At 51.8% G+C, this 26,248-nt stretch carries 26 protein-coding genes and 6 tRNA genes; 4 read left to right on the top strand and 28 right to left on the bottom strand.

The window, feature by feature from the left end:
• Positions 1 to 138: 138 nt before the first annotated feature.
• The 10 genes from BMX45_RS06420 to BMX45_RS06375 all read right to left on the bottom strand — a co-directional run bounded on the left by BMX45_RS06420 (position 139) and on the right by BMX45_RS06375 (position 10,938).
• Positions 139 to 1,995 (bottom strand): DUF6382 domain-containing protein, encoded by a 1,857-nt coding sequence (locus tag BMX45_RS06420; protein WP_090908999.1) that lies wholly within the window; start codon positions 1,993 to 1,995, stop codon positions 139 to 141.
• 12 nt (positions 1,996 to 2,007) lie between these two features.
• Positions 2,008 to 2,520 (bottom strand): A24 family peptidase, encoded by a 513-nt coding sequence (locus BMX45_RS06415; protein ID WP_090909528.1) that lies wholly within the window; start codon positions 2,518 to 2,520, stop codon positions 2,008 to 2,010.
• 147 nt (positions 2,521 to 2,667) lie between these two features.
• On the bottom strand, positions 2,668 to 3,657 hold the full coding sequence (locus BMX45_RS06410; protein WP_254777987.1) for a TadE/TadG family type IV pilus assembly protein: 990 nt from the start codon (positions 3,655 to 3,657) through the stop codon (positions 2,668 to 2,670).
• Positions 3,658 to 3,674: 17 nt separating this feature from the next.
• Positions 3,675 to 5,825 carry a hypothetical protein gene (locus BMX45_RS06405; RefSeq protein ID WP_254777986.1) on the bottom strand — a complete coding sequence of 717 codons (2,151 nt, stop codon included), beginning with the start codon at positions 5,823 to 5,825 and terminating at the stop codon, positions 3,675 to 3,677.
• 83 nt (positions 5,826 to 5,908) lie between these two features.
• Positions 5,909 to 6,583 (bottom strand): TadE family protein, encoded by a 675-nt coding sequence (locus BMX45_RS06400; RefSeq protein WP_090908997.1) that lies wholly within the window; start codon positions 6,581 to 6,583, stop codon positions 5,909 to 5,911.
• Positions 6,576 to 6,767: a Flp1 family type IVb pilin gene (locus tag BMX45_RS06395; RefSeq protein WP_015737227.1), complete on the bottom strand. Its 192-nt coding sequence runs from the start codon at positions 6,765 to 6,767 to the stop codon at positions 6,576 to 6,578. Before BMX45_RS06395 ends, BMX45_RS06400 begins: the two co-directional genes overlap by 8 nt.
• A gap of 20 nt (positions 6,768 to 6,787) precedes the next feature.
• Positions 6,788 to 7,660: a type II secretion system F family protein gene (locus BMX45_RS06390; RefSeq protein ID WP_090908996.1), complete on the bottom strand. Its 873-nt coding sequence runs from the start codon at positions 7,658 to 7,660 to the stop codon at positions 6,788 to 6,790.
• Between the two features lie 15 nt (positions 7,661 to 7,675).
• Positions 7,676 to 8,533: a type II secretion system F family protein gene (locus tag BMX45_RS06385; RefSeq protein ID WP_090908995.1), complete on the bottom strand. Its 858-nt coding sequence runs from the start codon at positions 8,531 to 8,533 to the stop codon at positions 7,676 to 7,678.
• Complete coding sequence (locus BMX45_RS06380) at positions 8,534 to 9,781, bottom strand: TadA family conjugal transfer-associated ATPase (protein ID WP_090908994.1); 1,248 nt, start codon at positions 9,779 to 9,781, stop codon at positions 8,534 to 8,536.
• On the bottom strand, positions 9,781 to 10,938 hold the full coding sequence (locus BMX45_RS06375) for a P-loop NTPase family protein (RefSeq protein WP_090908993.1): 1,158 nt from the start codon (positions 10,936 to 10,938) through the stop codon (positions 9,781 to 9,783). Before BMX45_RS06375 ends, BMX45_RS06380 begins: the two co-directional genes overlap by 1 nt.
• Positions 10,939 to 11,245: 307 nt before the next feature.
• Here BMX45_RS06375 and BMX45_RS06370 point away from each other — a divergent pair, with 307 nt between their 5' ends.
• The 3 genes from BMX45_RS06370 (at position 11,246) to BMX45_RS06360 (ending at position 14,119) form a co-directional block, all read left to right on the top strand.
• Complete coding sequence (locus tag BMX45_RS06370; protein ID WP_090908992.1) at positions 11,246 to 12,106, top strand: thermonuclease family protein; 861 nt, start codon at positions 11,246 to 11,248, stop codon at positions 12,104 to 12,106.
• Between the two features lie 83 nt (positions 12,107 to 12,189).
• Positions 12,190 to 13,602, top strand: coding sequence for a PepSY-associated TM helix domain-containing protein (locus tag BMX45_RS06365; protein ID WP_090908991.1), 1,413 nt, complete (start codon positions 12,190 to 12,192; stop codon positions 13,600 to 13,602).
• A 40-nt stretch (positions 13,603 to 13,642) separates the two neighbouring features.
• Entirely contained in the window at positions 13,643 to 14,119 is a 477-nt protein-coding gene (locus BMX45_RS06360; protein WP_090908990.1) for a FixH family protein, read from the top strand.
• Between the two features lie 11 nt (positions 14,120 to 14,130).
• Here the strand turns inward: BMX45_RS06360 and BMX45_RS06355 are convergent, their stop codons facing one another.
• The 6 genes from BMX45_RS06355 to BMX45_RS06330 all read right to left on the bottom strand — a co-directional run bounded on the left by BMX45_RS06355 (position 14,131) and on the right by BMX45_RS06330 (position 16,539).
• Positions 14,131 to 14,556, bottom strand: coding sequence for a thiol-disulfide oxidoreductase DCC family protein (locus BMX45_RS06355; RefSeq protein WP_090908989.1), 426 nt, complete (start codon positions 14,554 to 14,556; stop codon positions 14,131 to 14,133).
• A gap of 85 nt (positions 14,557 to 14,641) precedes the next feature.
• Complete coding sequence (locus BMX45_RS06350) at positions 14,642 to 14,917, bottom strand: hypothetical protein (protein WP_009594434.1); 276 nt, start codon at positions 14,915 to 14,917, stop codon at positions 14,642 to 14,644.
• An 89-nt stretch (positions 14,918 to 15,006) separates the two neighbouring features.
• Positions 15,007 to 15,249: a zinc ribbon domain-containing protein gene (locus tag BMX45_RS06345; protein WP_006212369.1), complete on the bottom strand. Its 243-nt coding sequence runs from the start codon at positions 15,247 to 15,249 to the stop codon at positions 15,007 to 15,009.
• A 131-nt stretch (positions 15,250 to 15,380) separates the two neighbouring features.
• Entirely contained in the window at positions 15,381 to 15,800 is a 420-nt protein-coding gene (locus tag BMX45_RS06340; protein ID WP_090908988.1) for an organic hydroperoxide resistance protein, read from the bottom strand.
• 187 nt (positions 15,801 to 15,987) lie between these two features.
• A tRNA-Leu gene (locus BMX45_RS06335) sits at positions 15,988 to 16,070 on the bottom strand.
• 103 nt (positions 16,071 to 16,173) lie between these two features.
• The gene (locus BMX45_RS06330; protein ID WP_090908987.1) at positions 16,174 to 16,539 is read right to left on the bottom strand and encodes a helix-turn-helix domain-containing protein; all 366 of its coding nucleotides are present in this window, start codon (positions 16,537 to 16,539) and stop codon (positions 16,174 to 16,176) included.
• A 178-nt stretch (positions 16,540 to 16,717) separates the two neighbouring features.
• Here BMX45_RS06330 and BMX45_RS06325 point away from each other — a divergent pair, with 178 nt between their 5' ends.
• A complete protein-coding gene (locus BMX45_RS06325; RefSeq protein ID WP_090908986.1) occupies positions 16,718 to 17,359 on the top strand; it encodes a hypothetical protein in 642 nt (213 codons plus the stop codon).
• Between the two features lie 98 nt (positions 17,360 to 17,457).
• On the opposite strand, the gene BMX45_RS06320 is transcribed toward BMX45_RS06325, so the two are convergent.
• The 12 genes from BMX45_RS06320 to BMX45_RS06265 form a co-directional block, all read right to left on the bottom strand.
• Positions 17,458 to 19,089 (bottom strand): alpha/beta hydrolase, encoded by a 1,632-nt coding sequence (locus BMX45_RS06320; protein ID WP_090908985.1) that lies wholly within the window; start codon positions 19,087 to 19,089, stop codon positions 17,458 to 17,460.
• A 22-nt stretch (positions 19,090 to 19,111) separates the two neighbouring features.
• The gene (locus BMX45_RS06315) at positions 19,112 to 20,131 is read right to left on the bottom strand and encodes a FecCD family ABC transporter permease (protein WP_090908984.1); all 1,020 of its coding nucleotides are present in this window, start codon (positions 20,129 to 20,131) and stop codon (positions 19,112 to 19,114) included.
• On the bottom strand, positions 20,124 to 21,131 hold the full coding sequence (locus BMX45_RS06310; RefSeq protein ID WP_090908983.1) for a FecCD family ABC transporter permease: 1,008 nt from the start codon (positions 21,129 to 21,131) through the stop codon (positions 20,124 to 20,126). Before BMX45_RS06310 ends, BMX45_RS06315 begins: the two co-directional genes overlap by 8 nt.
• Positions 21,132 to 21,171: 40 nt before the next feature.
• Positions 21,172 to 22,188, bottom strand: coding sequence for an ABC transporter substrate-binding protein (locus BMX45_RS06305; RefSeq protein ID WP_090908982.1), 1,017 nt, complete (start codon positions 22,186 to 22,188; stop codon positions 21,172 to 21,174).
• Between the two features lie 117 nt (positions 22,189 to 22,305).
• Complete coding sequence (locus BMX45_RS06300; protein WP_254777984.1) at positions 22,306 to 23,955, bottom strand: AraC family transcriptional regulator; 1,650 nt, start codon at positions 23,953 to 23,955, stop codon at positions 22,306 to 22,308.
• A 272-nt stretch (positions 23,956 to 24,227) separates the two neighbouring features.
• Entirely contained in the window at positions 24,228 to 24,560 is a 333-nt protein-coding gene (locus tag BMX45_RS06295; RefSeq protein ID WP_090908980.1) for a KGG domain-containing protein, read from the bottom strand.
• Positions 24,561 to 24,759: 199 nt separating this feature from the next.
• A tRNA-Leu gene (locus BMX45_RS06290) sits at positions 24,760 to 24,842 on the bottom strand.
• Between the two features lie 38 nt (positions 24,843 to 24,880).
• Positions 24,881 to 24,956 (bottom strand) — tRNA-Lys (locus tag BMX45_RS06285).
• Between the two features lie 71 nt (positions 24,957 to 25,027).
• A tRNA-Glu gene (locus tag BMX45_RS06280) sits at positions 25,028 to 25,102 on the bottom strand.
• 364 nt (positions 25,103 to 25,466) lie between these two features.
• A tRNA-Ser gene (locus BMX45_RS06275) sits at positions 25,467 to 25,555 on the bottom strand.
• Positions 25,556 to 25,558: 3 nt separating this feature from the next.
• Positions 25,559 to 25,634 (bottom strand) — tRNA-Asn (locus BMX45_RS06270).
• 26 nt (positions 25,635 to 25,660) lie between these two features.
• The gene (locus BMX45_RS06265) at positions 25,661 to 26,149 is read right to left on the bottom strand and encodes a SprT family protein (RefSeq protein WP_175495074.1); all 489 of its coding nucleotides are present in this window, start codon (positions 26,147 to 26,149) and stop codon (positions 25,661 to 25,663) included.
• Between the last annotated feature and the right edge of the window lie 99 nt (positions 26,150 to 26,248).

Raw genomic sequence — 26,248 nt, 5'->3', positions numbered from 1 at the left:
TCTAGTAAAAAATAAAAAAACCAAAGGGCCCCTCTAAAAATTAGGGTACACCTTTGGTTTTCTGCAATAATCCAAAACCCCTCTAACCTCATAGAATAATAGCTTCGCAAATCTTATTTCTACTATAATAATCCCGTACTAATATAACCCCCTGCGCAGGGTAAACGTCCATCCGGCAATAATAAAGGCATCGCCCTCCATCAGAGGGTATTCTTTATAAGGCACCATGGATTCTCCCTTCAACATCGTACCATTTCTGGAACCCAGATCTTTCAGGACGTATCCACCGCTTTCGCGCGAAAGTTCGACATGTGCCCGTGAAGTCCCCACACCTTCAGCTACAAATTGGGCGACGTCGGGAGATCGGCCGATGATGAAATGGGGCTGATGCAGTTCAATTCGCTGCGGAACGGCTGCATTCGGTTCGTTAAGCTCAAGATAGTCCCTCGAATGTTGCCCAGACGGACGAACGGCGGTTTCTGGACTTAACAGCACGGTAGCTCCCCCACCACCAGAGGACGAAAGCACCTCCGTCCGTTGGGACAGCTGGGCATAATAATCCCCTTCTTCCCTATAAGAATCTCCTGCCCCGGCGTTAGGCGAACGCGAAAAAGCCTGGTCCCGCAAAGACTGTGCAGAAGATCCCGCCGGAGGGTGATCCCGCTCAATGTTAAATGGAGATTTAGGAAACTGCCATCTCCAATGCTCATTCCCCTCACCAAGCTCTGCTTCTGATGCTTTCCCTGAGTCCGCTGCCTGTTTTCCCGTAAGAAGACCTGATAAGGGATCAGCCTCAAAACGCGGGACGGACTTCCACTTGGCATGCTCCTGCGGATTTAGCTCTGTAGATTCAAACACGGGCAATGAACCGGACCAATCCTCCGCTCGCCGTGAGTGCAGCCGGAGTTTGCCCGTGTAGCCGAGCCAAGCGATCACGGCGAGCAGAATCGTAATCCCTACCGATAGCCCCAGCATCAGCGGACCCGGTTGATTCATGTACAACATTCTCCATGCTCCCGCTGCGGCGAGCAAACATCCTAGCAAAATATAGGTCCGAACCGGCGAAGATTTGCCATGCTCCGCTTCATCAAGACTTGAATCATCTGTGCCAGGTGACCACGCGGGAAGACCTGATGGGGGGCGACCGGCGTGAGAATTACCCTCTTCGTTTCGCCCGCTTTTCCCAAACATCTCGTTGGTACGTTCCGTCAGGCTTCGAATTAAACTCTGTTTATCTGTGTTGCCGTCATTCTCCGTCTGCAATGCCGCACTCCGGCTGTGAGCCGGCTCTGCAAATGAGAAGGCAGGCCTAGAGACGCTGCTGTTTGAGGGAATATCGGTATAGGGCAATCCTTCATTCACACGTGCAGGCACTGCCATCTTCGCTTGCGTTCCTGCTTGTTCGCTTTCACCATCTTCTCCTGCAAGCAGTTCAATGACAAGCCGCTTAAGTCCCGGCAAACTGAAGCTCTGTTCACTGCAGAAGGACATCAATGCTTGTATCCCTCCTCCTTTCAGCTCCGAGACCGATAGGAGAAGCCTTGTCATAAGCTCCTTAAGCGTTACAGGGAGACGGTTACTGGTTGTCTCATTAACGGCAAGGGGAACATAGGTTAAATATAATGTGCCAAGATGCAGGGAACCTTCAACAAACAGAAAATCCTCATGAAGTATGTAATTCTCGGGTTGAAGCATATACAGCCTGCTGTCCTCCAATGCGGTAGCGATCTGCAGCAGCAGCCCGTAGTACTCGGTCAACGTCATGCGCTCGCTCTTCAATGCCTGAGACAGCATCTTTTTGCCAGTGATATCATATTCCAAGGTTACTTTGTAATCGACTTCTTTCATATGCAGCTTCAAAAAGTGCGGGATTCTCGAAGAACGGATCATACCCAGCTGCACATGATTCAATTCTGCTGACTGGATCCCTTCATCCCGGTCCAGCACCATGATCGTCCCGCCGTTCTGCATAAAATCCGCCTTTAATCCGAACATAAGCGCCGCCTCCTACATGTGGAGTACTAGATACGTGCTGATCATGCCAGGAAGAACAGCCATCATAAAGGGAAATCGCAAGTGCTCCTCCTGGCTGTTGCGCCATGGCAACCAGCTCTTCATGACAAAAACTCCGGCGATACTGCCAACGACACGGCGTACTCGCTTCATCGTCTCCCGCCGCCAGAGCAGAATGAGCAAACCGATGGCACCGGCAAAAAGGACAGAATACATAATGCCCTGCAAGGTAAACCACAAGCCGGTCCAGGCGCCGATCCCACCGAACAGCTTAACGTCGCCCGCTCCTACAGCCCCTATAAAATACATGATCAACAAGATGAGAAACCCAGCTCCAAGACCCTTCAAAGAAAAGAGCAGGCCTTCCCATCCGTTCAGAGCGCCATGAAAGATCGGGCCGGACAGCATAGCTGGTACGGTTAGAGCATTCGGTATCTTCATGGAACGAAGATCTGTAATAAAGGCCGCAATCAGATAAACGGCACAAATACCAAAGGCAACGGCCACACCCATCAACCTCCCCTGCGCGACTATTCAAGGAATAGTCTGAATAGAACTTTAACTATTGACGCACAACGAATTGCTTCTAGTGGAAAGACTTTCCTTGGATATTACTTTAGAACCCTATATTTCATAACCTTGCTCTTGAACCTCTCATGAACCCGACCGCGCTACCACCGTAAACGGCACCTCGATCCGCTGCCCGTCTGCCGTCTCAACCACGAACAGCCAAGTCCCCGGCGTTGTATTAAACCCCACGTTCCATTCCCATTCGATATAGCCGTTATCATCCGCGGTCTTCCAACCCAAATATTTAGCCGTGCTCTGACCGCTCTTGTAATAGACTGATAATTGAGCGCTGGCCCCTGCCTCTACTTTCACCTTTACTTTAGCCTGCTTGCTTGCGACGGCCGGATTCGGCTTCTCCAACAGCTCAATGGCTCCGTTCTCTGAGCCGTCCCCGTTCCCCGAATCTCCCCCGCCTTCTCCCGTGTCTCCAATCCACAGCCTCTCCTGAGCCTTCGCTTGCAGCACGATGCGTTTGTTCAAGAAAGGAACCCGGATTGGAAGGGCATAATTCACCTCAATGCCAAAATAAGGACTCGTGCCGCTCTTCAAATTGGGTATGTGAACATTGGACACATGGATTCGGTCATAATCCAGAAGGCGGTCAGGCATAAACGGCTTCATCATCGGCTTGACCACGGGATCGAGTACGGCTTCCACGGTTTGGTTCTTAAGCTGCTGCAGAGGCTCCTCACCTGAAGCGACGGCTTCCGTGATCCACTCCTTAGCAGGAGAAGGAAGCGAGTCGCTATATTTCGAAACCCAATCGGACAGCGACAATTTGGGTATTTCCCAATGGGACGTGCTGGGTGTGCCCTCGCCTGTTCCGTTACCCCCTGCATTCGCCTGCACGGCTAGCGAAACAGGATACATATGGGCCGCTACGGTTTTGACGGTATCGGAAACGGTGCTTTGGAGCGCCGTCGATATCAACGTCATCTGCACGATATATATGAGAAAAATGACAAAAAACATAAACATCGGCAGCACAAGCGCAGCTTCCACGACCATGCTTCCTTGCTCCGCCGACGCCTTACTATTACGCAAAGGCTTTCGTAATACCGATAAACATTTCATTCAAGTAACCCCTAATCCTAATAGGAAAAATCCGCCTTGCGCTTGACCAAGTACCGACTTCCTTGAACTTCATCCCCGTCGCTTCCGAATGCAACGCCGATCGACTTCGTCACTCCCGGAAGAAACCATAAACGCATGGCCGTCCTAACTTCCCCTGTAGCATAAGTAAATCGCTCCGCTGGATTGATGCCGGTATTTAATCGTATCAGCGCCAGCATGCGCGATAACTTCTTCTCGTTATTGCTGTGAATAAACAAAAATATTCGTAAATGATCCCTGTAGGTAAGCTCAACGGGTACATACTTGGAAAGCTGAACGCTTCCCTTCTGACACAGCTGGATCATATCCTCGATAGCCTTCTCAATCCCATACAGAATGGCTGCCGCCAAAACCGCCAACGGATTTCCTAATTTGCTGTTGACGACGAATCCTTCCATCGTCCGAATGGCGAGCCTGGAAGCGAAGATTTCTGCATAAACCGCCGATATATTCCCGGCGGGGTTGTGAAATCCGTACAGAATATATTCCACTTCCTGGTTCCCGATAGCGAACTCCTGCACTATCTCCTCTCCCGTGCTGGACCCGTCAACGATTCCGGATAAGTTCCCGACATCGAAATGCTGATAATAATGAACGGCGTACTCATTCTGAAACAGTTCATCCCTAACACCGCCAAGCACGTTCCCCATAAATCCAAACATACCGTCCATATTATCCATTGCTTGTTTGCCGGCATCATACGGATCGTCGTCCAGTGGCTTTCCCTTACTCATGCTGTCCGCTTCCGCATTAAATTGAAGGCTTTCGTCATAGTACTGCTGGAGTTCACGAAACTCATCACTAATGGCTTGATGCTGTCCATTCAGCCCGTTGATCGCCTCGATGGCTTTGGATGCCTGCTTCAGCTTCTGATTGGCCAGCTTCTCCATCGCCTTCCGTTCCTTATCCGATGTGCGAAACTGCTCCAACGCCGCCTGCTGCCGATCCATGATATTTCCGCTGCCTGATACCCCATAATTAGAAATGTAATTCTGCAATTCGCGGCTAGCTCCGAGTACGGCTCCCTTCATCCCCTCCCCGCCCAATGAAGACTGTAGCGCGGCCACAGCTCGGACAACCTGTTGATATCGACGCTCCTGGTTGTCGATTTCTTGCCGAAAGCCGTTTAAGAAGTCATCGCTATGAATTAATTTGTCCGCTTGCTTCCGAATGGATTGGATCATCTCCGCTTCTGACCCGGGGGAAGCAGCAGACCCCGGCGTTATGTCATTCGTCACTTGGTCATACCCCGCATTAGATGAACGGTTCTCGGATTCCTTGATGGCCTGCTTCATCTCCTCGTTCAAACTCCTGGCTTCCTCCCATAATTGCTGCGCATCCGCTAGAAGCTTGTCATTCTCCCGCTGAAACCGTCCGGCCTCTCTCGATATCTGCGAGCCGATGGAAGACATTCCGCTCCGGTAAGCCATGAGTAGAAGCGTATACTGTTTCTCCTTGGGAGGCCTGTCCGCGTCCTCCTGTTGTTTATCTTTATAATCCTCATACTGCGATGCCCCGTCGGCAGCGGTTTGGATGCTGCCCCCAAGCGAAGTATCGTTGATTGGTTGTCCAGGCGGATCCATAACCAGCTTCGATAGCTGGATCGCATGCTCTCCTGCCTTGCGCTGTTTTGCCAGCATCTCATCCAGCGCCGCTTCCCGCTTGTCATACAGCTTGCGCAGCTTCTTAAGCACATCGACCGTATTGGAAGCTTCCTTCATGGACTGCGATAGCGGTTTGAACTTGCCCACTAATTCTAAAGTGAAATCGATCGGCGCTTTATACTTCATGTCCTCGATGATCTGCCGGTTGAAGATGTCATAAGCGCCCAATGGACGCTGCAATTCAAGCCCCGAGCTATCGAGTTCCATCGCCATTAACCGGAACGCATCGCTGCGGTCTCCCGGATTCAAGCTGTCATTCAGCACATTGCCCATAATGAGATCCCCGCTGGTGCCTCCATGGGCATACAGTCCGTATTCCTTCTGAAGCTGCGGATCGTAGGATGACATCACGGAGCGTACGGCTGCTCTTGTCAGCCTCTCGCTTTGCACCTTCATGGCCGCGATACGCGAGAAATCAATGAATATGGCTACAAACATAAATACGGCTGCCAGAGCGATAATCAAAAAAACAGATACAGATCCATCAGGCGATCGGCCCACCTCTCTCCTTCTCCGACTAGACCGCGCTTTCCCTTGCTTCGTCATGACTATCGCGAACCTCCGAACTTTTGTAGAACTTCTCCTGCGGCTGCCTTATCCGTTCCGTTTCTCCCGCCTTGAAACTTCGATCCGTAATACCGCATCAAATCCACCGTGCGGATAAATTCAACGGGATCAACCACAATCGATTGTGAGTTGACCTTGATCTGGCCGCCATCGTCCAGCATTCGGCTGATTGGCGTCAGAGAGACCTGCTCGTTTAACGACGTCGTTACTTTTCGCATGAGCAGCTGATTCGTATAACGCATCTCTCCAGCCATGCTGGAAGGCACGGCCGTGCCGCCCTTGGACATCTTAAGCTCGGGCAATTTTCCGCCCTCAACCTCCCCTTGCGGCAGTGTAATCGACCTCGTACTGTCTCCCCCCGCCAAACCGAATAAGGTCCCGACAACGTTATCGTCGGTTAACCGCCAATATAACGCATCATGGCGGCCCTGTTCCACGGATCCCGAGGCAGCGATCTTATGGCTGTTGTCCCAGATATACGCAGTCCTTTCAGAAGCAGCTGCCGATGCCTGAACCAGCATGGACTGCTGATAAATATACAAGCATAGGAACAGAAGCAAAATCGTCACCGTCAGCACGATGGGAAGAACCAGGGAGGCTTCAACCGTGAAGCTCCCCGTATCGTCCTTCCATCTTCTCTGCAGCCGATTATTCAAGGAACTCTTTACTCTTGTTGTTCACGTTTTTAAACAAGTTGTTCACCAAGGCCGTAATCTGATCTTTAAATATAAGCGCGATAATCAAAATAACGACGAGGATCAGGATCATCTCAAGCGTTCCGATCCCTTTCTCATCCTTCCAAAAAGCTTTCATCCCGTTCTTCGCCATGTTTAACATCATATTTCGTACACCGGTCCCTTCTACATGTTCATCATCATAAATGCAGGCGCTCCGAGCAAAACAATCACGATCATGAAGATGACCACCATTGGCAGCACCAGCTTCGAGGAGGCCTGCTCGCCCCTTGTTCTTGCAATGGCCTTGCGCTTCTCCCACAGCACTCTGGACAAATCCCGCAGTGCCAGGACAAAGTCATTACCGCCGCGCCGAAAATTAAGCAGGACGGTTGTTGTAAATATCGATACTTCCTGAACGCCGCACCGTTTATTGAACTGCTCGAAGGCTTGCTGGAACGGATGGCCTCCCTCCCATTCAAGCACCATTCTCTTCAGTTCAGCATACAGGGGATGGCTCGCGTCCTCGTTCCGTTCCACGCAATGAATGATCGCCCTCTGCACCGTCTCGCCGGCGCCGACAAGCAGCACAATTTTGTTCAGAAGCTCCGGCAGCTCCATCACGATATCCTGCTCACGCAGCGTGACCTTTTTATGGAGGTCCTTCATCAAAGCGACGGGCAGCAATGCCCCCAATGCCAATCCAGCCAGAAGTCCGATTACGTCCCCGGACAGCAATGACCACAAGCAGCCGCCGATCAAAATAAGCCATGTATACGCAAGGGCCTCGGCCATAAATAACAACGTCAATTCCGCGCTGTGCCGCAGGCCATGGATCTTCTGAACGGAGCCCTGCATCCGGTAGAATACAATCGGGAAGCGCATCGGAACCTTCCCCCGCTCCAGCAGGAACAACAGAGGCGGCGCTAACCGCTGCAGCCTGAGCCCATCCATGGACAATCTGCCAAGACGATGGTATCGTTCGCCGCACGTTTGATTCAGCACCACCCAACCACCCACAAGCAGAACCATCAGCACGCCGGACATCCATGTCAGCATTCCCGCCTCACCTCCTTACACCTTGATATTCATCATTTTGGTGATCCATAAGAAACAGCCTCCTAAAGCCGCCAGTGCAAAAGTAGAGATCATGATCCCCGATCCGCTGTACATGGGCTCCATATAATCGGGGGATGTCATATTCATGAACAGCAGCAGGAGGAACGGGGCGGCTAGAAGCGCCTTGGATTCGAATCGCTTCTGTGCAATCATCACGGATATCTCCTGCTGGATATCCAGCTTCTCCCCGATGACGGACGAGGTTCTGCGCACGACTTCGACCAAATCCCCGCCTGTGCGTTTGCAAGTCGAGAAGACATCGGCAAAATTCGTTAAATCCTCCATCCCCGCCCTTCTTGCAAAATCCTGCAGTGCCACTTCAATAGGCTCACCGTACTCCAAACGGGACACAATGACCTTGAGTTCGAAGATCAGATCGCTGCTGCCCCCGGGATCCAGAAGCAGCAAGTCCTGAACGGCATCCCTGAACCCGTTCTCCACGGAGCGGCCGGCCGACAGGGACGAGGACAAGGAATAGAGAGCTTGCTTGAAGTGAAGATTCATCGTCCTTCGTCTGCGTTCCAGCATGAACCGCCGCCACAATTTAGGGATCATCAGCCCCCCCGCTCCCAGCAGCAGCGACAATATCAGGTTGTGATAGAACAGATAACCGATGAAGCAAAACAAAAGGCCGCCAAGGATCACACATGCCGTTCTCTGCCTCATGGAGAGATGATAGACACTGTAATCCGGAAGGGCATGGGTTCGAGCCCCCGCTGCATGCTCGGGTTTACCGGCGGCTTTGCTCCTCTTGATCACTCGGCCGCCTTGGCCCTCTTTGGACATCCAGGCAGGACTGCCGGAGCGTTTCATTTATGTCACCTCCATCGTCTTCTGCAGCGGCCAAGCCGTAATCCCGGCCATATGAAGCTTGTCCGCCGATTGAAGCGGATTGCCGCAAGGCTCCAGGCGCCCGATCACCCGGCCGCCCGATTCGCCCGTTTCACGAAACCGGTAAAGCGGGTTCAGCACCACCTCGCCGTCGCTCATTCCAATCACTTCGCTAATCTCCGTTACGCGTCGCGATCGATCCCTTAACCGGGATAAATGCACAAATATATCAATCGCCGAGCTAATCTGCTGGCGGACTACGCTGATCGGAAGATCCGCACCGCTCAGCACCATCGTCTCCAAACGGCTGATCATGTCCTGCGTGCTGTTGGCATGCCCCGTCGACAAACTTCCGTCATGCCCGGTATTCATGGCCTGCAGCATATCCAGCGCCTCGCTGCCCCGCACCTCGCCCACCACGATCCGATTGGGACGCATCCGCAGCGAGGAACGGATCAGATCGCGCATCGCGATCTCCCCCCGGCCTTCCGTGTTGGCATTCCGGGTCTCCAGCGACACGAGGTTCGGGACCGTCACGATCTTCAGCTCCGCCGAGTCTTCGATCGTAATGACACGTTCATCAGGCGGAATATATTGCGACAGCGCATTCAGGAAAGTCGTCTTCCCCGACCCCGTCCCGCCGCCTATAAAAATGTTATACTTGCCCTTAACCAATATCCGGAGCTGCTCTGCCGCCTCCTCCGTCAGCGCTCCCCTTCCAACCAGGTCATCCATCGTCATCGGCGATTCCGGAAACTTGCGGATCGTCATGGTCGGCCCTTTCAGCGCGATGGGCGGGAGCACGATATTCACCCGGGAGCCATCCTTCAATCTCGCGTCAACGATGGGCGTCGATTCATTCACCACCCGGTTTACCGTACCCACAATGCTCTGAATGATATCCTCCAGCCGGCTCTGGGACTCGAATTGGAGCGGCAGCTTCTTGACCTCGCCGTCCTGCTCGATGAATATATCCTGGTGGCTGTTTATCATAATTTCAGTAATCCGGGGGTTGTCCACCAGAGGTTGAAGCACATCCAGCCCGCGAAAAGAGTCGAATACCCTCCGCACCAGCCTCCGCTTCTCGGCTGCGGTCAGCTCCATGAGCTCGCGTCTTCTCCACACCATTTCCTCGATGCGGGCCATTAATTCCGAGTTGTTAACGCTCGCACTCATATCAAGCTCGGAGCGAACCTGATCCCGAACCGATTTAAACGGATCCTCCAACATCACTTCCCACCGCCCGCATGAACCGGCATGATACCCGAGCCCTCCAGCAGCTGCTGGCAGAGCTTCAATACCTCCCTTTGATAGATCGGCGAGGACAACAGCAGATCTTCCCGATGGAGCTGCTTCCATGAAGGGATATAAGGCAGCACGCCGTCTATGCTCATATCCTTGCGGGGAAGCCCGTTAACAAGCTGACCCGTGTACCGGTTGACGATGAAGCGGCTCCGTTTCCTCACGCTTCCGAACTGGGCGGGGCTCTTAAGCTCCAATTGATCCAGCCATACGCCGCTCTTATGCATGCTGATCAAATCATCCAACAGCACCCAGATCAGCAGTCCGGCCTGTTCGAGAACCGCCTGCAATCGTTCCCCCGAGTCCCCCTCGGTATCCACCACAATGGCATCGTAATGATGGCATGATATCAGGGAGGTCAACAGCAGGGATGTATCGTCCACGGTCATTTCCGATATTTCCTTAACGTTGAAGCTGGGCTCAAAGGAATCGCACTTCAAGCCATGATGCCTGATGATATAGGGAGCTATCGACAGCTCCGTCTCGGAAGCCGATTCTTGGGAGGCCTTAACGTCATACAGTAATCGCGAAAAGCTCCCCTCCATGCCGACGGATCCGGACGGAAACAACGCACTGCTGTTCACGCTCTCCAAATTGAGATAGAAAACTCTCAAACCGAGCACGCCAAGCTGCTTCGCCATGTTCATGGCGATCGTTGATTTCCCGCTCCCTCCCAGGGAAGAGACGATGCCGATCACCGGTGTTGATCCCGAATTCAATTTCTCCAGCGTTCCCCCGCTTCGCCTGCAACGGGTTACCATGATGTCCAGCAGCTGAGGCAGCGGCTGGTATTTGGGGGTGCTGTCGCAGCCCTCCATAAGAGAAAGCGCTGAATGGCCTTCGCTTAGGAGCAGCCATGGAACCGATGCCTCCCTCTGGCTGAGCCAGTTCTCCAGCATATCCGCATCCCCCACGACCAAATTCGGCTTCTCCCCCGAGTCCATATAATGAAGGAATGATTCTACGCGGGTGAATGCGGTCACCTGCAGAGCCGATCCGTAGGAGCTTCCATGCACATAATTCAGCAGCGGTTCGACATACCGGGAATCCTGCACTGCCAGCACAAGTCGGGCCGGTATCATCATGCCAATCCCTCTCCTCTGTAACAACGCAAAAAAAGCACCGTCAAAGCCGCGAAATCGCGGACAATGAACGGTGCTTCCGTTGTCTGTTCTAATTTGACATTAGAATATCACAGTTGCAGGAGAACGGCAAGACTTTATTTTTTATGTAGAGATAGCCCTTAATCACTATTGTCAAAGCAAGGATAAATGTCCTACTATATAGGCTTAGAACGAGTGTTCTCTATATAGAAACTTCTTATATAGAATTAACATATATAAACTCCTAAACCATCTAAACCAATACTTCCAAGCTTGGAGAGTGACACCCATGAACAAACGTATACTAGCCGCTTTTCTAACCGCCCTGCTGTTATTATCCGGCTGCAGCCAGCCGCTGATGTCCCCTGCGACATCGAACGAAGAAACCGCAGCGAAACGTACATCCGAAGCCAAGACAGACGCCGGCACAACGAATGCCAAGCAGACAACTTATCCCACCGATGATCTGAACCTGCCGCGGGTTGCCGTGGAATTGGTCAAAGCCGTTGACGGCGACACCATCAGCGTCATGTTCGAAGGCAAAAAAGAGAATGTTCGCATGCTGCTGGTCGACACGCCCGAGACAAGCCATCCGAAACTGGGCGTCCAGCCGTTCGGGCCCGAGGCCAAGGCTTTTACGAAGGAGCTCGTGGAACAAGCCGATCGGCTTGAATTGGAGTTCGATATCGGTCCGAACCGGGATAAATACTCCAGGCTGCTCGCTTACGTGTATGCCGACGGGAAAATGGTCCAGGAATCGCTGCTTGAGGAAGGACTGGCCCGCGTTGCCTACATTTATCCGCCCAACACGCGCTATGTGGACAAATTCGATGATTTGCAGCGAATCAGCCGGGACAAGGGGCTCGGCATATGGAGCGTAGAGAACTACGCCCAGGAAGACGGATTCCATCCCGAGGAACAGGACGATACGAATAAGAACAACAACCCTGACGCCACAGCAATCCAAGCGCCTACCGAGAAGCCCCAACCGTCCGAGCAAGCCTGCGACATTAAAGGCAACATCAACTCCAAGGGCGAGAAAATCTATCATACGCCCGAATCCCCGTACTATGAGCGCACGAAGCAGGAGCAGTGGTTCTGCAGCGAGGAAGAAGCCGAGCAAGCCGGTTTCCGGGCACCGCTGAAGTAGCTATGAACCTGATTGCATATGAAATGAACGCATATGTTCATCTTATATAAATTTTAGCCGTATTTGAAAAGGAGCCACGAGCCATGGGGAAAAAGAAAACGCCGGCAGCCAAACCCAATGAAAATCAATCAGCAAATCCAAGCTCTGCCCCACTGTACAAAACCGTCTGGAGATGGCATTTCTATGCCGGCATCATGTTCGCTCCTTTTCTGATCATCCTGGCTGTAACCGGCTCCGTTTACTTATTTAAGCCTCAGATTGAACAAGCGTTATATCGGGACTACTACACGGTAACCCCACAAGCCGAACGGGTAACGCCCAGCAAGCTGGTCGGACAAGTGAAAGAGCTCTACCCTGACGCTACCATCACGAAATACCGCCCCGGCGAGTCGGATTCCCGCTCCACGGAAATCAGTCTGACCTCGGGCAGCGAATCCATGACCGTCTTCATGGACCCCTATACGGGAGAAAAGATGGGCGAACTGAAAGACAAAGACCGGATCATGGACAAAATCGAGGAGTTCCACGGCGAGCTGATGGTCGGAACCATCGGGGACCGGATCGTGGAGCTTGCCGCCTGCTGGGCGATCGTGCTCATCATCACCGGTTTGTTTTTATGGTTCCCGAAAAATAAAAACAAAAGCAAAAAGAAAAGAAGCCTCGCAGGGATCCTGTATCCGAGGCTTGGCAAGGGCAAGCAAATTCTTCGCCGGGACCTGCACGCCGTTCCCGCATTCTGGATCGCAGCAGGCATGCTGTTTCTCGTCATGACCGGATTACCTTGGTCAGGCCTGTGGGGCAGCAATTTCCAAATCGTAGCAACCAATACCGGTGCCGGCTATCCTCCTTCCATCTGGTCGGGCAGTGCGCCATCCTCCCATGTGGTACGGACGAAGGAAGTGGCAGAGGTGCCTTGGGCGGCCGAAAATCTGGAGGTTCCCAACTCCACCATCTCCGACTTTATGCCGCTTCCGATTGAAGATGTCATGTACGTAGCCCGAAGCGAGGGAATGCATCCGAGTTACACCATCAGCATCCCACAGCAAGCGGACGGGGTGTATACGTTGTCGGCCTATCCGCCGAAAGCGCAGGACGAAGCCACCCTGCATATCGACCAGTACAGCGGAGCGGTGTTGGCGGATTATCGCTATGATCATTACGGATCCGTCGGCAAAGCCGTTGCCTTGGGCATTACGCTGCACAAAGGAACCCAATTCGGCATCGTCAACCAAATTTTCAGTTTGCTGATATGCCTAGGCATCATTCTCATTGCGGTAAGCGGTTTGTACTTGTGGTGGAAACGAAAACCGGACCACGGACTGGGGGCTCCGAAAGCGCCCGAGGCAAGCGCCAAGAGCATGAGGCTGTTCCTGCTGCTGTTTATCGCTTTGGGGATTCTGTTCCCGCTTGTGGGCTTGTCCCTCATCATCGTGTGGATCATCGATTACGCCATCGTACGAAAGGTACCGGCGATCAAGGCTTTCCTGAACGCCTGATTCGCTTAGGACTCAATCAAATATAAGGGGTGGCGGTTTCATGATCGTGAAAGGCCGTATTATTATAACCGTACTGCTATCGGTTCTGCTGCTGAGCGCTTGTTCGGCCAGTCCCGAGGCAGCCGACTGGTATGAAAAAGAAATCCCATTGATGGCCGAGGTGAACATCCCGGATGTATTATCCGTCCAACAGCCGGAGACCATCGAGATTATCCTTACCCAAGACGGCAAAAGAGTGCCCGATGCGGATTTTGTCCACTACGAGCTGTGGAGCCATGACGGTTCCCTGCGGGATCCCATGACGGATGCGGTCGAGGTGGGTGATGGCGTGTATACGGTGACCAAAACCTTCGAAAAAGAGGGGCTGTATTTCATCAAGCTGCACAGCGGCAACAACGGCTCCATCATCATTCCCCAGAAACCGTTCGCCGTCGGCAAACTGTCCGAGGCCGAGCTCGCCTACCTGGAAGCGGGAACTCCGACATTCCAAGAAGGCACGGCAGAACATCATCATTGAAACAAGCGGAATCAGGATAAAAACCGGCGCCGAATGTCCGGCGTCGGGACCATGCATTCACTGGATTGCCCGAACCACCGGTAACGGTTCCTTGCCACCCAGCGGTACACCAGGTTCCGGAAGAAAGGGGGAATCAGGATCAGGACATACAACAGCGGCCAAGGAAAGCGAAGACGCCGCGCAATCCGAAGAGCTCCCGTCGATCTGGTGTAATATCTACCCTGTTCAATCAGCACCATCGTCTCCGGGGAATCTCCATCGAGCCCTCCCTGCCTCAACAGCTCCTGACCGATCTCGGATTGCAGCGAAGCGAACCGGAAAGCCCCCGGGGGATCTCGCTTGATAATGAATTGAGTCAGCCCCTGGCACATATGACACACGCCATCAACCAGCACAATTGCATATTCCTCATGATTTTCGGTTGCACGATCCTTCATATTTTATTCGCTCCCTTCACGCCATAAAAAAAGAAAAAACGCAGGAGCCCTCTCCTACGCTTGATCAAGTACGCTTATTGGTTTATTACTCAGCAGCTTTGTTCAGCCACTCGCCGTCTCTCATCTGCTGGTCGAATTCGTTCGAGAATTTCTCCATGCATTTGCATATGAAATCCTTACGACAAACCGGGCAAGGTACTTTCCCAAGTCGGCTAAGCGCAGTCAGTTTCCATTCCGGGAAGCGGTTATAGAATACGCGAATATCCGTTCCGTCAGCCGTGTGGATAATGAATTCGTAAAGCCCTTCCTTTTCATTGCTTCCAGCTGTGGTCACATTTGCAATCTGCGGTCTGTATGGCATGTTCATCACCCGTTTATTTTATTTAAATTCCTTATGACTGGTTTGTACTTTCTGGTACTTAGTCATATTAAAGAATTTTAAGGGTGATGTCAACCGAAGAACACATCCAGGATCGAGCCCAGCTGCCCCCTCTTTTTACCTTCCAATATATCCGGGTTGAAGACTTCCACATATCCGCAGTTCGTGCAGGAAACAAATAGGAAATGATTGTGCTGGATATCAAACATTTTGCTCAAGCCTGCCCCAGACATCGAGACCTCTTTCGTCTGGCAGTGGTTCCCTCCGCATTTGCTGCATACAAACCGTTCCTCTATCATTTGTTCTATTCGCATTCCAAGCGCCCCTTTCAATGCATAGCTTTAACTGAAGTACGGCGTATCATGTAAAAAGTTTCATATTGAGCGTCTTTAGCCGACAAAAAAGGATGACCCCCATTTTAGAGAGCCATCCGAATCCTCCATCGTTAGCTTACGCTTAACTCCACGTCGATGTTGCCCCGGGTTGCTTTGGAATATGGGCAAAACGCGTGCGCTTTCTTCGCGAGATCCTCCGCCTGGCTTCGTTCGATGCCCGGCATTTCGATCTTCAGCTTCACTGCCAGCTTAAAGCCGTCAGCGCCTTCGTCTTTTCCGATCGACACCTGGGAGTGGATCACGACATCCTTCAGCTCGACGCCCTCCTTGCGGGCGATGTTGGCCAAGGCGCTTTCATAGCAGGCGCCATAACCGGCCGCGAACAGCTGCTCCGGATTGGTTCCGGCTCCGCCCGGACCTCCGAGCTCTTTCGGCATGCTTAATTTGTGATTGAGAACGCCATCGGCAGATTCAACCGAGCCTTCCCGCCCTCCGACGACTTTAACATCTGCTGTGTATAATGGTTTCATGCTCGTTCATCTCCTTCATGCCCTATTATGGTCTCTACATGTACTCTTTAAACTTTCAGGGCAATTTGAAACGATAAACAGGGCATTTCACCATAGATGCAGCGTTATTCCTGCACGCGAAGAACATAACAAAAAAAGCCGCTTATCAAAGGGAATTCCACTTGATAAACAGCTTCTTTATAAAGTATGCGGTAGAGAGGACTCGAACCTCCACGGGTATACACCCACTACCCCCTCAAGATAGCGTGTCTGCCATTCCACCACTACCGCATGTATAAGGGATGTTCTGCAGCGAACATTCCCTATTATACTGCCCTCTTGTTCAAAAGTAAAGCGCCAAAATCTGGGCCTTTGGGTTGGCCGTTTTCATCAGCTAGCTCTTGTCGCTGCGCTTATCCTTCCGATAAGCCGAAAACTCGATGTATTCGCGGATAAATTCCTTCTCATGCTCTGTCAGACCAGACATTAAGGCAGGATCCAAAGATTCCGGATCTACTTCATATTCCCCGCGAGCTTCCTTGACACGGTTGGTCGGACTACCTCTTCCTATAATCAGCCAATCCAGGCTGACGGAAAAAAATGCTGCAATCTCAATCAATTTATTCGTGCTCGGCGTTGTTTTTCCCCTCTTCCAGTCACCAAAATTTCCTGTGCTGATCCCGAGGGTTTCACAAAACGCCTTCTTGGTCATACCCCGGCTTTCTATGAGATGTTCGATTCGTTGGTAAATAGACTGCATCAAACAACCGCCTTCCTATTTCTCTTTAAAAGAAAAATATCTTATGTACGTATTTTTTTTCTTGCATAATGACTTAATTACGTGTATAATCTAAATATATTGCCTAAATTATACCATAGTACTCATGGATCGTCGTATCTTTTACTCATGAGTCTATTCCGTACGAGGAGCGAGTAAATTGCCCTACGATACCATGACCACATCCTGGAATAATGCAGTACACTCCTTGAATAAAGGGCTGATGGTTCTTACCCCGGATGGCATCATAGACAAAATCAACGATCCGCTCATTGCCATGGCCGAAAAATACGGTGTCCCGCCTGACTTTAGGTGGCATGGAGCATCTTTTTTCGATATGACTTCCCGGCACTTGTGTTCTGTATTCGATCCATTTTCCCAGGAGGTGGATTTGCCCTCCGTAAAGGAAGTGATACTGGGCAAGCTGCCTGATTATTCTTTTGAATATGCCGTGGAATGGAATGACCGGCAGAACTGGGTTCTGTGCGAGGTGCTGCCGCTGATGATGAACAAGGACAGCCGTGTTCACGGAGCCATGATATCGTTCACGGATATTACGAAGTTCAAGCACAGGGAACTGCTGCTGGAACAAGCGCTGGCCCACAGCTTCCCTCTTCCAGGACATATCCCGATCTGTGCCGTGTGCAAATATGTTCGCCAAGCGGATGAATGGGAGCCTGTGGAGAGCTATTTGGAGAGCCGCCTCCCCATTGAGTTTACCCATGATATTTGTCCGGATTGCATTCGCAGATTATACCCGAAATATTCTTCCATTCTCGATGATCCGGAATTGCCCGATTAACGACCCGTCTGCATACAACACAGAATAAGCAGCTTCGATATCCCGATGTTCACTGGATTCGAAGCTGCTTATTTATGATTGAGGCATTCTTTGGTTGATTACGCATTCACAAAACGAAGCAGGGGGCTTATGAGGGCCGGCAATATCGAAACATGCCCCTCACCCTCAATTTCGTCGAACGTCGTCTCCAGCACATCTTCATGCCCTCTGAGAAAGGCATAGAGTTCCCTGGCATCCTTCACCATGGACGGCTTCTCCTCGGCCCCCACGTACAAGCGGAGCGACTTGCGCTCCCCGCTTTGTCCTAAACGGGTTTTCCCCTCTTCCCATCGCTGGTACAGCGCGTAATTCTTCCACCACACCGACGGACATGCCGCAATATACCGCGAAAAGGTTTCCGGTCTGGTGAATAAGGTATACAAAGTGAAAAATCCACCGAGCGAGTGTCCGAACAGCGCCTGCTTCGATCGGTTCACTGCATACCGTCGCTCCACGGCCGGCTTCAGCTGCTGCTCGATGAAGGTAAGGAACGCCTCCACCCCGCCCGTCTCCGGCCAATCCATGCCGTTTGGCCGGACAGGCAGTTCAGCGGGATCGGCATATTCCGTAAAGTTATAGAAGCGTTCGCTGCTTACGATAGGGCTGTCACTGTCAAAGCCGATGCCGACGATGAGCGCAGAGGGAATGCCACGAGGTGTGCGGGATTGCAGGCGGATGGCTTCGGCCAGCGTGCCGAAGGTGGCATTGGCATCCAGCGAATATAACACGGGATAACCTCCCTCAGGAGGCGGTCCCATCGGCTCGGCGATGAAAATGCGGTATTCGCGGCCCGTCTCGTCGGACTGCATGGACCAGGTCAGCGTTCCCGGTACGGAAAACAACGAGGCCTTTACTTGGTTATCTTGGTTATCTTGGTTATTATGCGATTCGTGCTTTTCCTGATAATTCGGATCCTCATATTGAGCTCGCCCCTTCGCCGATGCTTGCTCCTCTGCTTCCCCGACGAACAACCACCGCAGCGCATCCGGAAATCTTCTGGACATAAAGATAGGATCATGGGTTCCGTCAGGATCTACCGCCAGCTGCAGCCGCTCAGGGCTCACCCCTTGCTCAAGCCAGAACCGATGGGCCTCCACGTTGTTCACAAACATGTTTTTCTGCGCATTTTGCTTGTACGCCCCTTCAAGCTGTCCGACGGACATATACACCCGCTGCTCTGCCGGCCATTTTCCCTGCTTCCGGATGTAGTCCATCACCCCCTCGTACCATAACGAAGCCGACAGCATGCCGATTCGTCCGAAGGTATCGGGACGCCAATATCCCGCGAACATCGAGATCAAACCGCCAAAGGAACCTCCGATGATGGCCGTATGCTCAGGCGCTGGAAGCGTTCGGTACTGATGGTCTATGTATGCTTTGATGACATCCGCTACCTCATCGACATAAGCTCTCCCCTCCCCGCCGAAAGGAGGATTGCTCTCCAGCAAAGGCTCAGCCGGCCAAGGGGTATACTCACGATTCCGGTTCGTTGTCGAGATTCCGACCAGGATGACCTCTTCCAGCCGGCCTGCCGCAAACAAATGATTCAAATAGTTCAGGCAGTCCGTGAACATATCTCCTTCATCTTGAACATAGGCAACAGGATAGGAACGGTTTGAGTCCAGATAGGAAGGAGGCAGATACAGTGTAAGCTCTCTGCCCTCAACTGCCAGCTGCTTGTAACGATTCATGTGATCCTCCCGAAAGCTGCTTTTATTTTCTCATGCGAATTAATAAATAAATAAAATACGGAACCCCAATCACGGATACCACAATGCCTGCAGCAAGCTCGGCCGGAGCGAATATCGTCCTGCCGATGAAGTCGCCTATGACAACAATCGCCATGCCGGCAAGGCCGCTGATCGGGATGATATGCCTGTGCCGCAGTCCGACAAGCTGCCTGGCCAGATGCGGAGCAATCAGGCCGACAAACCCGATGCTGCCGGATACGGCTACGCTGGCGCTCACCAGGCCGATGCTGCACAGAAGCAATCTATTTTTCTCGCGCTCGACGGATACCCCGACGCTCTTCACGCTTTCCTCGCTCAGCTGAAACAAGTCGAGCACTTGAGAGCGAAGCCAGATGACAGGCGGCAAAATAACGAGCCACGGCAGCATGGTCACCACAAACTTCCAGTTGGCGCTATGAAGGCTGCCGGCGAGCCAGGCAACCGCCATCTCATAATCTTTCGGGTTCATTTTAAGCGAAACATACATGGTAACGGCTCCAAAGCCGGATGCGATCGCAATGCCCACAAGTATGAGCCGCTGTGGGTCCAGCTTTCCGTTTTCTCTCGCAAACATGTATATGGCCGTGGTCGCTGCCAAACCGCCCGCGATGCCGAACATGGGCATCATCATCACCCCGAGCCAGCCGGTCATCGTGATCTGCCCTTGCAGCAGGAACATAAACAGTACGACCGCCATGCCGGCGCCTGCATTGATGCCGAGGATGCCCGGATCCGCAAGCCCGTTGCGGGTTACCCCTTGGATGACGGCACCGGCCATACCGAGCGCAAACCCGACGAGGGCGCCAAGCACGATTCGGGGAAGCCTGAATTCAAACACGACAAGATCAAAGTCCGAATTGGGCTTCATCCGAAACAGCGTCTGGAATACTTCCTTGATGGACATGTCAAACGTTCCGTTGGTCAGGCTGAAATAAACGGCTGCCAATACGACCGCTATCCCGCCTGCCAGCACTATCGGGAACCGATTAGATGCGTTACGCACGCTGAGCCCCTCCCCTCGTCTTGATCAGATAGAGGAAGAACGGCACGCCGATCAGCGAAGTGATGACACCGACCGGCGTCTCGAAAGGGCTGTTCACGAACCGGGCGAGGATGTCGCACAGCGCCAGGAACATGCCGCCAAGCACGCCCGACACCGGTACGATCCATCGGTAATCGGAGCCCGATAAGTACCGTGCAATATGAGGGACAATCAAGCCTACAAAGGCAACCTTCCCTGCCAGCGCCACCGATACGCCCGTCAAGATCACCACCGCCAGCATCGCGAGGCCTTTGACCAGCCATGTTTTGACGCCAAGCCCCTTGGCCGTCTCGTCCCCGAGGGAGAGCAGCGTAATCGATTTGGACAAAACCACGGCGAGGAACAAACCGACGATCGCAAACGGAATACTCAGCTTGATCAGCTCGGGATCCATGGCATGCAGCCGGGCATTGTACCAAAAACTGATGCTTTGGGAAATCTGAAAATAAGCTGCCAAAGCTTCGGCCGTTCCGCTAAGAAACGTCCCGATCACGGTTCCGAGTATAGCCAGCCGAACCGGACTGAGCCCCCCTGGAATAAGCCATGCTAATCCGAACACGACGGCTGCACCGATCGCGGAACCAACCAATGAACTGACAATGTACATATTGGAGCTGGCATTCGGAATGAATACCATGAACAAGGTCACCGCGAACACCGAACCGTCCGATACCCCCATAATGGAGGGGGAGGCTAGATAGTTTCTTGTCATCCCCTGCATAAGAGCGCCCGAAACCGCCAGAAAAGCACCGATCAACATAGCCCCGACGACTCGGGGCAGCCGGGAGCTCATAATGATCTGATGGTCGATGCTCTCCAGGTCAAAAGCGAAGATGGAGTCCCAGACGGTATCCATCGAAATATTCTTGGCTCCATACAGGATGGAGGCCGCTATGAGTAATAAGCAGACTGCCGGGGCCATCACAAGGATGAACGCCGGCAGCGATTTTTTGAACCCCATGAACAACACGCCTTATACGTTTATACTGGACTGAATGATATTATTTCGTAAGATTTTCGACGGCAGCTTTCAGAAACTCGATTTTACTGTACGCGGTACCGCCTTGAGCAAGCGGGTCAACCACGTTGACAAAAGCCGTTCCGTTCTTGAACGCGTTCAGGTTTTTCATGATAGGATCATTCTGCAGCTCTTCCAGTGCGTTCGGCGTATCCTTGTTCTCGTCCGGAGAGAACTGGACAAACACGTAATCCGGATTCATCTCAGCCATTTTCTCTTTGGAGACCAGCTCCTGCGCTTGAGCGGCTTCAACCTCAGCCGGTACGGCGATTCCCAGATCTTCGTACAATACCGGATTAAAGAATACCCCAGCCGGGTAAATGTACATCTCCCCCGCACGAACCCTTAGCGCCAAAACCTTCTTGTCCTTCAGGCTGTCTCCGATGGTTGCCTTTGCGGCTTCCAGATCCTCTTTATATTTAGCGATCTCTTGCTCAGCCTGTTCCTGCTTGCCGCTCAACTCGCCCAGCAATCTCAAATTGCTCTCCCAGTTGGTGGATACATGAGAATAGGGTATCGTCGGGGCAATTTTATTCAGTTGTTCCACGACTTCCGGCTTGAACTTGGAAGATCCCAAAATCACGTCCGGTTTAAGCGAGAGGATCGTTTCGAAATTCGGCTCCGTTTTCTCGCCTACCGACTGGGCATCCTTCGTAATCGACTCAAACAATGGAGGGAAAGAGCCCGAGAAGCTGATCGCTCCGACCGGATTCACTTCCAGTACAATAGAATCCTCCATGGCTTCGACGGCACCCGTGATAACGATCCGCTCCGTTTTGGCAGGAAGCGTGTATTCCTGATCAAGATATCTCACAACTTTGGTTTCGCCCGCAGCGGGTGTTTCTTCCTTCGAAGCTTTATTCTCCTCAGCGGTGTTCGTGCTTCCTGCATTACTCGTGCTTGCTCCGTCTGTATCTTTAGCCTCGTTACCTCCGCCACAAGCAGATAGTACCAAAGCAAGTACCAGCAGTAACCCCAAAACCATTTTCATCCGTTTCATCTCTCTCCAGTTACCCCTTCCATGATCCATGATCATTTAATAATTGATAATGATTATCATTATTGATCATACTATCGGATCTGCTCTTTTTGCACCATGGACAAATAACCGGATTCCTCATGGACATTTTCCGGAAAACAACCGGAAGGCCTCCTCCGCCATCTGCTCCATTGCAATGGGCGAATACTCACGCCAAGGATATGAGGATAATTGATGGAACGTTCCCTCCCTCACCGCGGAGATGGTCATCCACTCCGGCGTCGCCTGCAGTCTTCTCCAATAGGCAAGCGTTTCGGAATCTTGACGGATCAGAAGAAGCAGATGGTTTGCACGGCTGTCCCTGATTTGCTCCATCGTCAAACACCCCTCATTCTGCTGATCCATAGGCAGGGCCGGCTGAAAACCGAAATCATCGAATAGTATTTCCTTCATGCCCGGATGGCTGTATGCCCGAAGTTCATCCTGATGCAGGCGCGCGGTCAAAAGCGTGCGGGTTTCCCTATTGCTAGAGGGGAGCTTCTCCCGGTAAGCCGACATCTTGTGATGAAACGCTTCAATCCACTGCTCTGCTTCAGGCAGCTTGTCCAGCATTTTGGCGAGACTGAGCAGATTGAGCCGCCATCCTTCCTGCTCTCCCGGCATTTCATAGAGAGGGGCAATCTGCCGAAGCTGCTCCTTCTCCCACTCCTCAACCCCCTGCGCGCACACGATGAGCTCCGGACGTGCCGTGGCCAGCTTTTCCAGATTCGCATATTTGTTATGGTTCTGGCGGTATGCATCCAGATGGACCGGAATATCCGGGCCGAGATGGTTATAGTAATGCTGTGACCACTTCGGATGAAGCGGAGCCGCATACGGCGTGAAATCCAGCGGCATGGCGTAACCCAATAGGCTCGTTGAGCCGTACATCGCCAGTTTATTTTTCCTTGTCTTCATATAGGCGGAGGGCGAGATCCCGAAAGCTTTCTTAAATTTGCGGCTGAAATAAAATTCATCCTTATACCCCACCATATGGGCAACCTCACGCAGCAAGGAATCCGAACCCAGCATCAATTGTTTGGCCTTGTTCAAACGGACGCTCGCCAAATAATCCATTGCGCTGTGCCCATAGGTCTTCTTATAGACCTCTACAAAATACTTGGGGCTCAGCTCGGAGAGATTCGCCAGCTGCTCGATCGTTAAATCTTCATCGTAATGCTCTTCGATATACTCCTTCACCCGCTCCAGCGCTTGCCGTTTATCATTCTTGGCATATGGGCTGCATTCGGCCATCATCGTGTACAGCAGCTCCTGAAAATCCAGCTGAGCCCTCCACTGCTTCATGGGATCCATGCTGTGAAAATCCTTATACATCGCCCGGCAGACGAGATTCAAGCGGTCCGGGGAGCTGATGACAAAGATGCCGTCATAGGGCATGAATGCCGTGCCGTCCACTTCATGCAACCGACCGCAGCCCGACATCCCTTCATAGAAGCCAAAATGAAGGATCGCGACTGCTGCCTGTTCCTGTCCCTCGGAACTCCAGTACTCACCGCTCGTAATACCAAAAGTAGATCCCGCCGCGCAAAAATAAACGCACCCCTTATTCATTCGTGTCACTTGCTCTGCCTGCTGCAAACAGGTCTCTCCACAAAGCGGGACGATTAAGGCCGGCTGCACGGCCAACTGTTGTTCCAAGGACATTCCTTGCCCATGAACAATATCCATATTCCATAAACGGGCCATGAACCCGCTGTATTCTCGTAGCTCTCCCTTGCTGGTGTTCATCGATAGGTTTAACCTCATTGCAGACCCCAACCTTAAATGAGAATGGTTATCATTATCATATAATTATCATACACCATATCAATTGTCCAGCACGTTCTTCGTCTTTTCCATAATGCGCCATGATAGTCAGGCTAAAAAAGAAAGCAGCCATATCTCCCTTTAAGGAGTCATGGCTGCTGCTATTTACAAGTATGTCTAAAGGCGGATCTTTTGAATGAGAGAGTTTCAGCCCTCTCCAAGGGGACTCTCTTCTCACATCCGCTGAATTATTATTAATTTCCCCGTTGGCGCTGCCGGGCTCTAGCCTCGCCGCCTTGGCGGCCGATTTCCTCATAGAACTCCTTGCCATGGGAGTCGGAAGTCGCTTCGCCTCCCTTTTGGCCGATCTCTTGATAAAACTCCTTATCATGGGAGTTTGACGTGGAGTCTCCGCCCTTTTTGCCGATTTCCTGATAAAATTCTTTGTCATGGGAGCGGGATGTCGCTTCGCCGCCCTTCCGTCCGATCTCTTGGTAAAACTCTTTATCATGGTTGTTCGCTGTTGCTTCTCCACCTAAACGTCCTGCTTCTTCACGGCTCATCTTTCCATTATTGTTATTAGCCATTCTGAATCACTCCTTATAGGTTTTTGGAAGTTGTTGCTCGTCCACGATATGATATTAACCTCTTGACCAGAGATGAAACACCGGTTTTGCATAAATGCGCAAGGAAAAACGTCCAAAATCTGGATAATCTCTATGAAAATCCTGATATATCAAGAAAGAAGCTCCACGCTATGCGTGAAGCTTCTTCTTCAACATGGTATGCGGTAGAGAGGACTCGAACCTCCACGGGTATACACCCACTACCCCCTCAAGATAGCGTGTCTGCCATTCCACCACTACCGCATAATATAAGGGATACGTCTTTTCGTACTAAGTAAAAATGGTGAGCCATGAAGGACTCGAACCTTCGACACCCTGATTAAAAGTCAGGTGCTCTACCAACTGAGCTAATGGCTCTCGATGACAATCGTGCGGCTGCCATATAGAAAGGAATACTCGGGGTTCTCATCCCGAAGTTATATAGAAAGTGGTGACCCGTAGGGGATTCGAACCCCTGTTACCTCCGTGAAAGGGAGGTGTCTTAACCCCTTGACCAACGGGCCATCTTAACCACGTCGCCGTGACGACAAGATTGAGTATAGCATAATTTTAAAAATGCTGGCAAGCTTTTTTTTCGCGAATTTTCAAATTGATTTATGGAGCTTTTTCGGCCCGTAAATCAGCCTAAAAAATCCGGTGTCAACTTCCCTTCTTGAACGCTGTTTTCTTCACGCTTCACATGGTATGCATATGCATTTTCCCTTGAGCTTACAACGAAAGAGAGAGGGATACTCTCCCTTCGGTCGAGACTGCGAAGTATCCCTAACGCTGATTATGCTCCGACGAACCCTATCTGGGTTCTCATCCCTATGCAAAAAAAGCTCCCGATCACTTGGTGATGGGAGCTTTCTTCAATGTAATGCTCAACGGAGAGAGAGGGATTCGAACCCTCGCACCGCTTACGCAGTCTAACCCCTTAGCAGAGGGTCCCCTTATAGCCACTTGGGTATCTCTCCATATGGCTCCCCGAACAGGACTCGAACCTGTGACAACTCGATTAACAGTCGAGTGCTCTACCAACTGAGCTATCAGGGAACGTGAAGTTGAATACTAATAATTTATCATGACTTCTTAGGGGAGTCAAGCTTCAGAAGCGTAAGACGCCCACTGCATTTTCCGCACCGATACCGGGCGGGATCCATCTTCCGTTTACGCAGGTATTCCGTTCCGCAATCGCTGCAGCGAAGCATGTATCGGTACGGTTCCGGTTGCCGTCGGCCCGCCGCCTTGCCCTTCGGCAACGATTTGCAGAAACGGCTTCCTCCAACGGCCTGCAGCAGTTTCTTGAAATCGGCATCGCGATGGCGATATCCCCTGCCCGCAATGTGCAGATGATAATGGCACAGCTCATGTTTGATGATCTTCTCCACCTCATCCCTGCCGTGCGTGGCCAGCTGATGCGGATTGATCTCGATATGATGACTTTTCATAAAATAGCGGCCGCCGGTCGAAGACAATCGCCGATTAAACGTAGCCTGATGCCTGAACGGAACCCGAAAGCTCTCCAGCGAGATTTTCTCGACCCAGGCCTGCAGCTCCTCATTACTCATCTCGTTCGTTGTCACTATGTCTGATCCTTCCTTTGCCCCGATAAATGCTACTTGAATTTTAACTTCTCTCTGGGCTACACTGTCAAGTAGAAAGTATGG

Source organism: Paenibacillus sp. cl141a, from assembly GCF_900109305.1.
GTDB classification, from domain to species: Bacteria; Bacillota; Bacilli; order Paenibacillales; family Paenibacillaceae; genus Paenibacillus_AQ; species Paenibacillus_AQ lautus_A.
The sequence above is the reverse complement of the archived record's forward strand: the minus strand, read 5'-3'. Positions and strand labels throughout refer to the sequence as shown.

Bases quoted from the DNA above. Each gene is read 5' to 3' on its own strand.
- BMX45_RS06330 (WP_090908987.1), bottom strand. From the start codon at position 16,539: ATGCAGTCTATTTACCAACGAATCGAACATCTCATAGAAAGCCGGGGT.
- BMX45_RS06365 (WP_090908991.1), top strand. From the start codon at position 12,190: ATGGGGAAAAAGAAAACGCCGGCAGCCAAACCCAATGAAAATCAATCA.
- BMX45_RS06345 (WP_006212369.1), bottom strand. From the start codon at position 15,249: ATGCGAATAGAACAAATGATAGAGGAACGGTTTGTATGCAGCAAATGC.
- BMX45_RS06350 (WP_009594434.1), bottom strand. From the start codon at position 14,917: ATGCCATACAGACCGCAGATTGCAAATGTGACCACAGCTGGAAGCAAT.
- BMX45_RS06410 (WP_254777987.1), bottom strand. From the start codon at position 3,657: ATGAAATGTTTATCGGTATTACGAAAGCCTTTGCGTAATAGTAAGGCG.
- BMX45_RS06420 (WP_090908999.1), bottom strand. From the start codon at position 1,995: ATGTTCGGATTAAAGGCGGATTTTATGCAGAACGGCGGGACGATCATG.
- BMX45_RS06265 (WP_175495074.1), bottom strand. From the start codon at position 26,149: ATGAGTAATGAGGAGCTGCAGGCCTGGGTCGAGAAAATCTCGCTGGAG.
- BMX45_RS06395 (WP_015737227.1), bottom strand. From the start codon at position 6,767: ATGATGTTAAACATGGCGAAGAACGGGATGAAAGCTTTTTGGAAGGAT.
- BMX45_RS06295 (WP_090908980.1), bottom strand. From the start codon at position 24,560: ATGGCTAATAACAATAATGGAAAGATGAGCCGTGAAGAAGCAGGACGT.
- BMX45_RS06385 (WP_090908995.1), bottom strand. From the start codon at position 8,533: ATGAAACGCTCCGGCAGTCCTGCCTGGATGTCCAAAGAGGGCCAAGGC.
- BMX45_RS06355 (WP_090908989.1), bottom strand. From the start codon at position 14,556: ATGAAGGATCGTGCAACCGAAAATCATGAGGAATATGCAATTGTGCTG.
- BMX45_RS06310 (WP_090908983.1), bottom strand. From the start codon at position 21,131: ATGGGGTTCAAAAAATCGCTGCCGGCGTTCATCCTTGTGATGGCCCCG.
- BMX45_RS06375 (WP_090908993.1), bottom strand. From the start codon at position 10,938: ATGATGATACCGGCCCGACTTGTGCTGGCAGTGCAGGATTCCCGGTAT.
- BMX45_RS06320 (WP_090908985.1), bottom strand. From the start codon at position 19,089: ATGAATCGTTACAAGCAGCTGGCAGTTGAGGGCAGAGAGCTTACACTG.
- BMX45_RS06390 (WP_090908996.1), bottom strand. From the start codon at position 7,660: ATGCTGACATGGATGTCCGGCGTGCTGATGGTTCTGCTTGTGGGTGGT.
- BMX45_RS06300 (WP_254777984.1), bottom strand. From the start codon at position 23,955: ATGAACACCAGCAAGGGAGAGCTACGAGAATACAGCGGGTTCATGGCC.
- BMX45_RS06360 (WP_090908990.1), top strand. From the start codon at position 13,643: ATGATCGTGAAAGGCCGTATTATTATAACCGTACTGCTATCGGTTCTG.
- BMX45_RS06370 (WP_090908992.1), top strand. From the start codon at position 11,246: ATGAACAAACGTATACTAGCCGCTTTTCTAACCGCCCTGCTGTTATTA.
- BMX45_RS06380 (WP_090908994.1), bottom strand. From the start codon at position 9,781: ATGTTGGAGGATCCGTTTAAATCGGTTCGGGATCAGGTTCGCTCCGAG.
- BMX45_RS06305 (WP_090908982.1), bottom strand. From the start codon at position 22,188: ATGAAACGGATGAAAATGGTTTTGGGGTTACTGCTGGTACTTGCTTTG.
- BMX45_RS06340 (WP_090908988.1), bottom strand. From the start codon at position 15,800: ATGAAACCATTATACACAGCAGATGTTAAAGTCGTCGGAGGGCGGGAA.